At 70.1% G+C, this 11,928-nt stretch carries 11 protein-coding genes and 1 pseudogene; 1 reads left to right on the plus strand and 11 read right to left on the minus strand.

The annotated features are described in order from the left end of the window. Window positions 1-36: 36 nt before the first annotated feature. From rseP to rpsB, 8 genes are all read right to left on the minus strand, one after another. A complete protein-coding gene (gene rseP / locus GT007_RS13340; RefSeq protein WP_201451913.1) occupies window positions 37-1,152 on the minus strand; it encodes an RIP metalloprotease RseP in 1,116 nt (371 codons plus the stop codon). Window positions 1,153-1,164: 12 nt separating this feature from the next. After that, entirely contained in the window at window positions 1,165-2,370 is a 1,206-nt protein-coding gene (gene dxr, locus GT007_RS13345; protein ID WP_160122120.1) for a 1-deoxy-D-xylulose-5-phosphate reductoisomerase, read from the minus strand. Beyond that, the gene (locus GT007_RS13350; RefSeq protein ID WP_160122121.1) at window positions 2,328-3,176 is read right to left on the minus strand and encodes a phosphatidate cytidylyltransferase; all 849 of its coding nucleotides are present in this window, start codon (window positions 3,174-3,176) and stop codon (window positions 2,328-2,330) included. The genes dxr and GT007_RS13350 overlap by 43 nt, the downstream gene beginning before the upstream one ends. Then, a complete protein-coding gene (gene uppS, locus GT007_RS13355) occupies window positions 3,173-3,922 on the minus strand; it encodes a polyprenyl diphosphate synthase (protein WP_160122122.1) in 750 nt (249 codons plus the stop codon). Before uppS ends, GT007_RS13350 begins: the two co-directional genes overlap by 4 nt. Continuing rightward, window positions 3,922-4,497 (minus strand): ribosome recycling factor, encoded by a 576-nt coding sequence (gene frr, locus GT007_RS13360; protein WP_160122123.1) that lies wholly within the window; start codon window positions 4,495-4,497, stop codon window positions 3,922-3,924. Before frr ends, uppS begins: the two co-directional genes overlap by 1 nt. Window positions 4,498-4,513: 16 nt before the next feature. After that, on the minus strand, window positions 4,514-5,254 hold the full coding sequence (pyrH, locus tag GT007_RS13365) for a UMP kinase (RefSeq protein WP_160122124.1): 741 nt from the start codon (window positions 5,252-5,254) through the stop codon (window positions 4,514-4,516). A gap of 118 nt (window positions 5,255-5,372) precedes the next feature. Further along, on the minus strand, window positions 5,373-6,290 hold the full coding sequence (gene tsf, locus GT007_RS13370; RefSeq protein WP_160122125.1) for a translation elongation factor Ts: 918 nt from the start codon (window positions 6,288-6,290) through the stop codon (window positions 5,373-5,375). 222 nt (window positions 6,291-6,512) lie between these two features. Beyond that, window positions 6,513-7,352 (minus strand): 30S ribosomal protein S2, encoded by an 840-nt coding sequence (gene rpsB, locus GT007_RS13375; protein WP_160122126.1) that lies wholly within the window; start codon window positions 7,350-7,352, stop codon window positions 6,513-6,515. Window positions 7,353-7,708: 356 nt separating this feature from the next. On the opposite strand from rpsB, the gene GT007_RS13380 reads away from it, so the two are divergent. Continuing rightward, complete coding sequence (locus tag GT007_RS13380) at window positions 7,709-9,895, plus strand: ATP-binding protein (protein ID WP_160122127.1); 2,187 nt, start codon at window positions 7,709-7,711, stop codon at window positions 9,893-9,895. A gap of 9 nt (window positions 9,896-9,904) precedes the next feature. Here the strand turns inward: GT007_RS13380 and GT007_RS13385 are convergent, their stop codons facing one another. The 3 genes and pseudogenes from GT007_RS13385 to GT007_RS13395 all read right to left on the minus strand — a co-directional run. Then, entirely contained in the window at window positions 9,905-10,555 is a 651-nt protein-coding gene (locus tag GT007_RS13385; RefSeq protein WP_160122128.1) for an amino acid ABC transporter permease, read from the minus strand. Between the two features lie 2 nt (window positions 10,556-10,557). After that, on the minus strand, window positions 10,558-11,202 hold the full coding sequence (locus GT007_RS13390; protein ID WP_201451914.1) for an amino acid ABC transporter permease: 645 nt from the start codon (window positions 11,200-11,202) through the stop codon (window positions 10,558-10,560). Between the two features lie 10 nt (window positions 11,203-11,212). Beyond that, window positions 11,213-11,923 (minus strand): annotated as a pseudogene (locus GT007_RS13395) (transporter substrate-binding domain-containing protein); the annotation flags it as partial. Between the last annotated feature and the right edge of the window lie 5 nt (window positions 11,924-11,928).

Here is an 11,928-nt window from a genome sequence, read left to right on the forward strand (position 1 = left end):
CCCGCCCATATGTGCGTCTCATGTTGCGGGGCAGCATTAACCCACCAGCCCCGCGACCCAGCGCCCGATACTGCCATGGGCGATATCGTTCCAGGTGGCGAAGACGAACAGGCAGATCAGCAGCGCGAAGCCGGCACGAAAGCCGATTTCCATCGCGCGGGCCGATAGCGGACGGCCGCGGATGGCCTCGGCGGCGTAGAAGACCAGGTGACCGCCATCCAGCATGGGCACCGGGAACAGGTTCAGCAGGCCCAGGCTGACCGACAGCAGCGCCATCAGGTTCACCACCGCCACCCAGCCCAGGCTGGCGGCCTCGCCGCTCACCTCCGCGATGCGGATGGGCCCGCCCAGGTCGCGCGCGCTGCGCTGGCCGGTCAGCATCTCCGCGATGCCGACCAGCGTCTGGGAGGAAACATCCCAGGTCTGCACCACGCCCGCCACCACGGCGGCGGGGACGGAGAGCTGCTCGAAGCGGGTGCCGCCGCCCTGCACGCCCAGCACGCCCACAGGCGCGGATTCGCTGCCGGGGCGGGTGGCCGGGGTGATGGTCACGCTCACCTCGCGCCCGTCGCGCGTCAGCACCATGCGCACGGGCTGGCCGGCGCGGGGCTGGATGTGGCGCTGCAATTCCTCGAATCGGCGGATCGGCTCGCCATCGAGCGAAACCACCTGGTCACCGGCCTGCAGCCCCGCGACCTCGGCGGCGGAACCCGGGGTGATGGCGCTGATGGTGGTATCGCCGATCGGGCGGCCATGGGTGGCGAACAGCAGGGCGAACAAGGCGATGGCCAGCAGGAAATTCGCCACCGGCCCCGCGGCCACCACGATGGCGCGGTCCTTCACGGGCTTGTCGTGGAAAGTCTGGCCCGGGCGCAGAGCCGCCACTTCCTCGGGCGGCAGGTCGGCCAGCTCGGCCTGGCCATGCAGCTTCACATAGCCGCCGAGCGGCAGCCAGCTGACCTTCCATTCCGTGCCCACCCGGTCCCGCCAGCTGGCGATGGTGCGGCCGAACCCGATGGAGAACACGTCGACATGGACCCCACGCCAGCGCGCGGCCAGGTAGTGCCCCAGCTCATGGATGAAGACCAGCACCCCCAGCACCACCAGGAAGGAGATGATGGTCCGGGCGAAATCAGGCAGGAAACCGAGCATGTTCACCCTTTCTCAGGCTGCGGCGCGACGCGCCGCGATCTCATGGGCGCGGGCGCGGGCGGCCGCGTCCAGCGCCAGGACGGCGGCCAGGTCGGGCACCGGCTCGCCGCCCAGCGCGGCCAGGGTTTCCTCCACCACGGTGGCGATATCCAGGAAGCCGAGCCGGCGGCCGAGGAACAATGCCACGCCCACCTCATTGGCGGCATTCAGCACACAGGGCGCGCCATGGCCGGCCTCCAGCGCCTCCCGGCACAGGCGCAGCGCGGGGAAGCGCACCGGGTCGGGGGCGGAGAATTCGAGCTTCGCCAGGCTGGCGAGGTCCAGGCGCGGCACATCCACCTGCATGCGGCGCGGCCAGGCCAGGGCGTGGGCGATGGGGGTGCGCATGTCCGGCGTGCCCAGCTGCGCCAGCAGCGAGCCGTCCTTGTACTGCACCATCCCGTGCACCGCCGATTGCGGGTGCACCAGCACGGCCAGCTGATGCGGCGCCACCGGGAACAGCCGGGCGGCCTCGATCAGCTCCAGCCCCTTGTTGAACATGCTGGCGCTGTCCACGGAGATCTTGGCCCCCATGGACCAGACCGGGTGGCGCACCGCCTGCTCCGGGGTGGCGGCTCGCATCTCCGCCACGCTGGCATTGCGGAACGGCCCGCCGGAGGCGGTCAGGATGATCTGCTCGATGCTGTCCGGGGCGGCGCCGACGAGGGCCTGGAACACCGCGTTGTGCTCCGAATCGACCGGCAGCAGCAGCGCGCCGGATGCCTTCGCGGCCTCCAGCACGATGGGGCCGGCGCAAACGAGCGATTCCTTGTTGGCCAGCGCCAGCGTGCCGCCGCGCTTCAGCGCGGCCAGGGTGCTGGCCAGGCCCGCGGCGCCCACGATCGCCGCCATGGTCCAGTCCACCGGGCGGCTGGCGGCCTCGACCACCGCCGCCTCGCCGGCCGCGGCCTCGATGCCGGAACCCGCCAATGCGTCGCGCAGGGCGGGCAGCGCGGCCTCATCGGCCACCACCGCCAGCTTCGCGCCCAGCCGGCGCGCCTGGGCCGCGAGGCCCGCGGCATCGCGCCCGGCCACCAGCGCCTCGACCTCGAACTCGCCGGGGGGGGCTGCCTCCAGCAGGGCCGCGGTGCTGCGGCCAATGCTGCCGGTCGCACCCAGAACCGTTACTCGCCTGCTCAGCGCCACAGATGTACCCCCATGCCCAATGCAGCCCCCCATATGGCGGCGACCGGTGCCGCCGCCAGGACGCCGTCCAAACGGTCCAGCAGCCCCCCATGGCCGGGGATGAGCTGCGACGAATCCTTCACCCCGAAGCGTCGCTTGATCCAGCTTTCCGCCAGATCGCCCGCCTGGGATACCACCCCGAGCACCCCCGCCACCAGCGCGGCGTGGAGTCCGGAGCCCTGAGGCTCCATGAATTCCGCCGCCAGCAGGCCGATCAGCATCGCACCCGCCAGCCCGCCCAGTGCGCCGGACCAGGTCTTGCCCGGGGAAATCGCCGGCGCCAGCTTCGGCCCGCCGAAGAAGCGGCCCGCCATATAGGCGAAAATGTCGGAGGCCCAGACGATCAGCAGCAGGAACAGCACATTCTCCCGCCCCGCCTGATTGTCCGCCCGCAATTCGATCAGCGCGATGCCGGCCAGGCCGATATACAGCATCCCCGCCCCCAGGAAGCGCGGCGGCACCCTGCCCCCGCGCCGGGCGGCCAGAAAGGCGGCAACCGCCCCCACGCACAGCAGCGCCACGGCCATCGGCACGCCCGACATCGGCCGGGCGAAGGCGGCCAGCGCGCCCGCGCCCAGCACGAACAGCGGCACCAGCAGCCCCGGCAGCGCCCGGCTGCGCCCGCCGCACATGCGCACATATTCCCAGGACAGCCCGGCGATGCACAGCGCCATCAGCCCCGTGTACCAGAAGGCCCCCAGCCAGACGCAGGCCAGCGCCGCCGGCCCCAACAGGGCGGCGGTCAGGGCGCGCTTGCGCAGATCACGCCAGGGGCCGGAGGCCTGGGCGGCACCGCTCACGAAGAGCGGGCCCCATAGCGACGCTCGCGCCCCGCGAAGCTTTCCAGCGCCGCGCGGAAATGCTCGGCGGTGAAATCGGGCCACAGCACCGGCAGGAAGGCGAGCTCGGCATAAGCCGCCTGCCACAGCAGGAAGTTGGACAGCCGCTGCTCGCCGCTGGTGCGGATGATCAGGTCGGGGTCCGGCATGCCGGCGGTGGCCAGGAAGCGCTCCAGCCCCGCCTCATCCAGCGCGGCCGGGTCCAGCTCCCCCCGCTGCGCCGCCAGGGCGATAGCGCGGGCGGCCGAGAGGATCTCGTCCCGCGCGCCATAGCTGAGGGCGACATTCACGTTCAGGCGGGTGTTGATGGCGGTCTCGGCCTCGGCGCGCTCGATCAGCTGGCGCAGTTCCTCGCCGAAGCGGCAGCGGTCCCCGATCACGCGCAGCCGCACGCCTTCCTTCGCCAGGGCCTTCACCTCGTGGTTCAGGTAGTAGCGCAGCAGGCCGGTCAGCTCCTGCACCTCATCGGCCGGCCGGCGCCAGTTCTCTGAGGAAAAGGCGAAGACCGTCAGCCATTGCACGCCGGCCTCGGCGGCGGCGCGGATGGCGCGGCGCAGCGCCTCGGCCCCGGCGCGATGGCCGAGCGCCACGGGCAGGCCCCGGGCCTCCGCCCAGCGGCGGTTGCCATCCATGATGATGGCCACATGGCAGGGCACGGGCGGATGGCCGGTGCTGGCGCCACGCACGGGGTCGGCCGCGCCGTCCATCAGACCGACTTGATGTCCTTGTCCTTCTCGGCGAAGGCCGCGTCCACCTTCTTCACGTAGTCGTCGGTCAGCGTCTGGATCTCCTTCTCCAGCCGCTTCACCTCATCCTCGGAGATCAGGCTCTTCTTCTTCCAGCCCTGGCCCTGCTCCATGCCGTCGCGGCGCACGTTGCGCAGGGCCACCTTGGCACCCTCCGCATACTTCGCGGCCTGCTTGGACAGTTCGTTGCGGCGCTCCGTCGTCAGGGGCGGCAGCGGCACGCGGATGGTCTGGCCTTCGGACTGCGGGTTCAGGTTCAGGCCGGAGTCGCGGATCGCGATCTCCACCGCCTTCACCTGGCCGCGGTCATAGACCTGCACGTTCAGCAGGCCGGGCCCGCCGACCGAGACGTTGGCCACCTGGTTCAGCGGCGTGACGGCGCCATAGATCTCGACGCGGATGGGCTCCAGCAAGGCGGGGCTGGCGCGGCCGGTCCGCAGGCCCTGGAACTCCTTTTTCAAGGTGTCCATGGTGCTGTCCATGCGGCGGCGCAGGTCTTCCTTCAGGCCTTTGGGGTCAGCGGCGGCGGGGGCCATGATGCTCTCCAGTTCCTCAATCGTCCTTCACGGTGGTGAACAGGCCGTGGCCCAGCATCACCTCGCGGAAGGCGCCCGTTTTATGGATGTTGAACACGATGATGGGCAGGTGGTTCTCACGCGATACCGAGATCGCGGCGGCGTCCATCACCTGCAGGTCCCGCGCCAGCACCTCGAGATAGGTGAGGCGGGTGTAGAATTCGGCGTTCGGGTTCTTGCGCGGGTCGGCGCTGTAGATACCGTCCACCTGGGTGCCCTTCAGCAGCGCCTCGCACCCCATCTCGACCGCCCGCAGGGAGGCCGCGGTGTCGGTGGTGAAGAAGGGGTTGCCGGTGCCGGCGGCGAAGATCACCACCCGCCCCTTTTCCATGTGGCGGATCGCCCGCCTGCGGATATAGGGCTCGCAGATCGAATTCATTTCGATGGCGGACTGCACGCGAGTCTGCACGCCGATGCGCTCCAGCGCGTTCTGCATGGCCAGCGCGTTCATCACGGTGGCCAGCATGCCCATGTAGTCGGCCTGGGCGCGCTCCATCCCCGCCGAGGCGCCGGCGACGCCCCGGAAGATGTTGCCGCCGCCAATCACGAGGCAGACCTGCACGCCGAGCGCCACGGTGTCGCGGATATCCTCGGCGATGGCACGCACGGTCGCGTTGTCCAGCCCATATTCGCGCCCGCCCAGCAGTGCCTCGCCGGAGACCTTGAGCAGGACGCGCTTGTAGATGGGGCTCTCAGCCGGGGTGGCGGTTTCGCTCATGGGTATGTCCGTGCCGTGGGGCGCGCGCACCTTACGGTTGACGCGGCGGAGTCACAAGAACGGCGCGGAGGGATCCCCCCGCGCCGGATCGTACGGGGCGCGAGCGCCCCGCCTGGCCTCAGCCCTTGGCGATGCCGGCCTGGGCGGCCACCTCGGCGGCGAAATCGCCGACTTCCTTCTCGATGCCTTCGCCCAACTGGAAGCGGGCGAAGCCGGTCAGCTTGGCGCCGGCCTTGGCCACCACCTGCTTCACGCGGCTCTCGCCGTCATGCACCCACACCTGCTCCAGCAGCACCACTTCCTCGTAATACTTGCGGATGCGGCCCTCGACCATCTTCTCGACCACCGCGGGGGGCTTGCCGGAGGCCAGCGCCTGCTCGGTCAGCACCGTGCGCTCGCGCTCCAGCGCGGAGGGGTCGACGGCGGAAGTGTCCAGCGCGTCCGGGCGGGTGGCGGCGATGTGCATACCCACCTGGCGGCCCAGGGTCTCCAGCGCGGCGAGCTCGGAGGAGGACTCGACGGCGACCAGCACGCCGATCTTGCCCAGGCCCGGCTTCACGGCGTTGTGGACATAGGCGGCCACGACACCCTCGCTCACGCGGAACACGCGGGCGCGGCGGATGGTCATGTTCTCGCCGATCGTGGCGATCAGGCGGGTCAGCTCATCCTGCACGCTGTGCGTGGTGCCGGGATAGGTGGCGGCCTTCAGCGCCTCCACATCCTCACCGACGGAGAGCGCGAGGCCCGCCACTTCGGAGACGAAGTTCTGGAAGCTCTCGTTGCGGGCCACGAAGTCGGTCTCGGCGTTCACCTCGACCATGGCGCCCACGGTCGGGCCGGTGGCGGTGCCGACCAGACCCTCGGCGGCCACGCGGCCGCTCTTCTTCGCGGCGGCGGACAGGCCCTTCTTGCGCAGCCAGTCGATGGCGGCTTCCATGTCGCCGTTCGACTCAACCAGCGCCTTCTTGCAATCCATCATGCCCGCGCCGGTCTTCTCGCGCAGGTCGCGCACCAGCGCGGCGGTGATCTCGGCCATGTTCGCTCTCTCTCCAGAACGGGTTTTGCCTGAAGCATCGTGACGATGCTCGCCGGACTACTCGGGCATCATGAGATGCCCGCAGAAACTCTCAAGCACCCGAAGATGCCTGACTTGATGACAGTTCATGGCGCCCTGTCACCAGGCCGCCATGCCGGACCGGGGCGCACAGGCCCCGGAACGAGACCGCCCCGCGCCTCACGGCCCGGGGCGGCGAAGGGCTCAGGCCCCGGCGGCCGGCGCCTCGGCGGCGGGAGCTTCGGCGGCGGGCGCCTCGGCTTCGGCCACGATCTCGGCGGCCACTTCCTCGGCTTCCAGCGCCTCTTCCGGCAGGGGCTCGGACATCGCGCCCAGATCGGCGCCCGACGAACCCAGCTCGGCCGAGATGCCGTCCAGCACCGCGCCGGCGACCATGTCGCAATACAGGTTGATGGCGCGGATCGCGTCATCGTTGCCCGGGATCGGGAAGGTGATGCCCGAGGGGTCGGAGTTGCTGTCCACCACGCCCACGACCGGAATGCCGAGCTTGTTGGCTTCCTCGATCGCCAGCTTCTCCTTCACCACGTCGATGACGAAGATGATGTCCGGCAGGCCGCCCATGTCCTTGATGCCGCCCAGCGCGCGATCAAGCTTCTCCTTGTCGCGGTTCAGCATCAGGACTTCCTTCTTGGTCAGCCCTTCCACGTCGCCACCGAGGCGGCCTTCCATTTCCTTCAGGCGCTTCACGGAACCCGTGATCGTCTTCCAGTTGGTCAGCATGCCGCCCAGCCAGCGGTGGTTCACGTAATACTGGCCGCAGCGCTGCGCGGCCTCGGCCACGTATTCGGCGGCCGCCTTCTTGGTGCCCACGAACAGCACGCGGCCACCGCCGGCCACCACGTCACGGACGGCCTTCAGGGCGCGGTCCATCATGGGGACGGTCTGCTGCAGATCCAGGATGTGCACCTGGTTGCGCACGCCGAAGATGTACGGCGCCATCTTCGGGTTCCAGCGGCGGGTGTGGTGGCCGAAATGGACACCGGCCTCAAGCAGGCCACGCAGGGTAACGACGGGCATCGCCATGGCGATCTCTCCTTCACAATCAGTCCGGTTGGGCCTCCGCGGCGCTGCACCCCCGGTAGTCGGGGACCGGACCTTCATCGCCATTGTCGGGCAGGAAGGGCGCACCGCGTGAGAATTGCCACGCGCCCGGCGGACCGGATGCATGACGAGGAGGCTCATGCCCCATTCCCCGCCGCCGCGCAAGCAGCCCCCTGCCCCTGGGGCCTTCCCGGCCCACGGGCCAGCCATGCGGCGCCCGATGGACCGATGGAGGGGCGCGCAAAAAATGGGTCACCTCAAATTGCGCGCAGCTTCACATTGCCCGCGCCGCGGGGGCGGGGCATGGTTCCGTTCCTCTTTATATATGTGGTCACGCCATGCCGGAGCCCGAGAGCCGCCGTCCCCCGCCCCCGTGGTCGCTTCGGGTGCTGCTGTTTGCCTCCATGCTGTTGCCCTTCCTGGCGGCCGGCCTGTTCTCCTGGCAGGACTACCGGCGCAGCATGGCCGGCGCGACACGGCAGGTGGAGCGCATCACCGCCGTCGCCACCGAACACGCGCTGAAGGTGGTGGACACCAACGGGCTGGTGCTGGACCGGATGGGAGAGCTGCTGCAGGGCCTGTCCTGGCCCGAGGCCCGTGCCCAGCGGGAGCGCATCTACAATGGCCTGCGCGGGCTGGACCAGCGGGTGAACCAGCTGCGCGTGCTGCATATCGTGGAGCCCAATGGGGATCTGCTGGCCATCAGCATCGCCTGGCCTCCCCCCCAGGTGAACCTGCGCGGCCGCGACTATTTCCGCCACCACGCCGAAGGCTTCACCAACACCTATTTCGGCGAGCCCCTGGTGGGCCGCACCTCCGGCGAGGTGGCCTTCACCATGAGCCGCCCGCGCCTGACCGCCGATGGCCGCTTCGATGGCGTCTATCTGGGCTCCGTGCCGCCCGATTATTTCGTGCAGCACTGGCGCACCCTGGCCGGCGGCGGGGAGCGCGCCATCGCGCTGCTGCGCGACGATGGGCAGGTGCTGGCGCAATCGGCACCCGCCAGCGCCTCACTGGCGCCGCCCAGCCCCGGCAGCCTGCTGCAACTGGCCCGCGCCGGCATCACCGAGCCCAGCTGGGTGCGCGACGCGCGCGGCGGCGAATGGCTGGCCACCGCCCGCCGGGTGGGCCAGGAACAGCTCTACGTGGCCTATGCCCTGCCGCATTCCGAGATCCTGGGCGCCTGGCGGCGCGACACCGCCATCACCTTCGCCATCGCCGCCGCCATCGCCTTCGCGCTCAGCTTCGTCACCTGGCTGGCCTGCAACCGCTGGGTGGCGGAACAGGCAGCACTTGACCGGCTGGCCCGCACGGCGGAGGCACTGCGCGAGCAGATCCGCAAGCGCGAGCGCGCCGAGGAACAGCTGGCCCAGGCCCAGCGGCTGGAGGCGATGGGCCGGCTGACCGGCGGCATCGCCCATGATTTCAACAACTTGCTCACGGCCATCCTGGGCACGGTGCAGATGCTGGAACACCATCTGGGCAGCCAGGCGGATGACCGCACGCGGCGCCTGCTGGGTGCTGCGCGCGATGCCGTGGCGCGCGGCGCCCGGCTGAATTCCAGCCTGCTGACCTTCGCCCGCCGCCAGCCCCTGAAGCGCGAGGCGCTGGACGCCAACGCCCTCGTCAGCGGATTCGAGCCCCTGATTCAGCGCGCCCTGGGGGAGGCGGTGCCGCTGCGCCTGTCGCTTTCGGCCAACCTGCCGCCCTGCGAGGCTGATGCCGCCCAGCTGGAGGCCGCGCTGCTGAACCTGGCGATCAACGCGCGCGACGCGATGCCCGATGGCGGTGAGGTCGAGATCTCGACCCGCACCGCCTGGCTGTCCCGCGCCGACCTGATGAGCAACGAGGATGCGCGCCCCGGCCCCTATGCCGAGATCCGCGTGACCGACAGCGGCAGCGGCATGGAGCCCGAGGTGCTGGCCCGCGCCTTCGAACCCTTCTTCACCACCAAGGGGCCCGGGCGGGGCACGGGGCTCGGCCTCAGCCAGGTGTTCGGCTTCGTGCGGCAGCTGGGTGGGCATGTGGCCATCCGCAGCGAGATGCGGCGCGGCAGCAGCGTCTCTCTCTATCTGCCGCTGGTGGCCGGCATCGCCTCCGCCCCGGCGGAGCCGCAGCAGCAGCGCCAGGGGGCGGTGGTGGCCATGGCCTCCGCCACCGTACTGGTCGCCGAGGATGACATCCAGGTGCGGGAGATGGTCTCGGAGATGCTGCGCGAGGCCGGGTTCCGCGTGCTGGCCGCCATCGACGGCCGCCAGGCGCTGGACCTGCTGGAGCGCGGCGAGAAGGTGGACGTGCTGTTCAGCGACGTGGTGATGCCCGGCGGCCTGTCGGGGGTGGAGCTGGCCCGGCGGGCCCGGGCGCTGTGCCCCTCCATCGGGGTGCTGCTGGCCTCGGGCTATACAGGCTCGGCGCTGGGCACCGAGCTGCCGGAATTCGATCTGCTGGCAAAACCCTATCAGCGGGACATGCTGGTGCGGCGCATCGCCGCCATGGCGCAGGAAGCGCGGCAGACGGTGGCCTGACAGGGGGGCCTAGAGGGGGCGCACCTTGCGCTCCACCAGCCGGACCGCGCCGCCGATGACGATGCTGTAGGCCAGGAACAGCAGGCCCGCCGCGGTCAGCGGCTCCACATAGCGGAAACTGTCGGAGGCCTTGTCGAAGGCCACGCCCAGCATCTCCGGCACGCCCACCACCGCCAGATAGGGCGTGGTCTTCAGCAGCGAAATCATATAGTTAGCGGTCGGTGCCGCCACCAGCCGCAGGGTCTGCGGCAGCACCACCAGCCGCGCGATCTGCATGCGGCGCAGCCCCAGCGCCTGCGCCGCCTCCACCTGGCCGCGCGGCACGGCGTCGATGCCGGCGCCGAACACCTCACCCAGAAAGGCACCGAAATGCAGCGCCAGCGCCAGCACCCCCACCGTGGTGGCGCTGATCACGATCCCCCAGACCGGCAGCACGAAATAGAGGAAGTACAGCTGCACCAGGAAGGGGCTGAGGCGGATCACCTCGGTGAAGCCGGCGCAGAGCAGGAAACCTACCCGCCCGCTGCGCCGCCCCAGCGCCAGCCCCAGCCCCACCAGCACCGCGCCCACCGAGCCGAGCCCGGCCGCGAACAGCGTCATCAGCGAGCCCCGGAAGATGTCCGGCCACAGCGAGAGGAAATAGCCCCAGTCGAAGCCCATGCTCAGCGCTCCCGCACACGGGTGCGGCGGGCCAGCCAGTGCAGGCCCAGCGCGAAGGGCAGGCTGATCAGCACATAGATCAGCAGCAGGCCCGTATAGATCTGCGCCGGCTGGAAGGTGGCCTGCATCGCCTCCTTCGCGCGATAGGTGATGTCGGCCAGCCCGATCAGGGAGATATTGGCGGTGGTCTTGATGATCTCGATCGCCTCATTGCCCGCGATGGGCACCACCTTGCGCAGCGCCTGCGGCAACTGGATCAGCAGCAGGATGCGGCTGGGGCGCAGGCCCAGCGACAGCCCCGCCTCGACCTGCCCCTTGCCCACGCTTTCCAGCGCCGAGCGCAGCGCCTGCGACCCATAGGCCCCGATATTGCAGCCGATGACGACGGCGCCGACCGTATAGGCGCTGAGGAACACCTCGAAGGCCGGGCCCACATAATAGAACAAGAACAGCAGGATGATGACGGAGGAACTGCGCCAGAAATCGATGAACAGCGTGACCAGCAGCTTCGCCGGCCCCCGCAGCTTGAATTCCAGCACGCCGAAGACCAGCGCGAAGGGAAAGGCGATGACCGCGGCATAGAGCGCCACGAGCAGCGTGACGCCCAGCCCCTGCGGCATCCAGCCCAGCAGGGCGGGGAAGCTCACCGCGCGGCTCTCAGGCTTCCTGGCACAGGCGTTCGGTGTTGGCCCCCACCGGCAGGTCGTTCGCGGAAAAGCGCTGCCGCTCGATGATGGTGGCCAGCCTGCCATCGGCCAGCATGGCGGCGATGCCCTCGTCGAACAGGCGCTTCAGGTCGGTGTCGGCGGGGCGGAAGGCCAAGGCCGCGAAGCCCAGCTTCTCCTCCCCGTTCGGCTGCACATAGCCGGTGAAGGGCATGGCGCGCTCCAGCCCGCGCACATTCGGGTCCTCCAGCAGCGCCAGCGCCAGGCCGAGCGAGAAGGAACCCGCGTCGATCCGGTCCGCCTGCAGGGCGCTGATCAGGGATTGCGCGTCGGGCAGCAGCAGTTGGCGGGCGGGCGGGATGCCCGCGGCCTCGGCGTTCTGGGCGTTAACACTGCCGCGCACGGCACCGAAACGCAGGGCCGGGTTCTCCGCGATCTGCTTGTAGGAGTGGATGTTCTTCGGATTGCCCGTCTTCACCAGCACCCCGTCCGAGACCCGCAGATAGGGCGTGCTGAAGGCCACCAGCCGGCAGCGCTGCGGCGTGATGTAGAGCCCGCCATTGCTGATATCGAAGCGGCGGGCCTGCAGCCCCGGGATGATGCCGTTGAACTGGGTGCTGACGGTCTCGATCTCGGTCACGCCGCGCGGGCCCAGCACCTCGCGGATGATGTCGGCCTCGATGCCCACATGGCGGCCCTCCGCGTCGC

Source organism: Rhodovarius lipocyclicus (assembly GCF_009900765.1).
GTDB lineage: Bacteria > Pseudomonadota > Alphaproteobacteria > Acetobacterales > Acetobacteraceae > Rhodovarius > Rhodovarius lipocyclicus.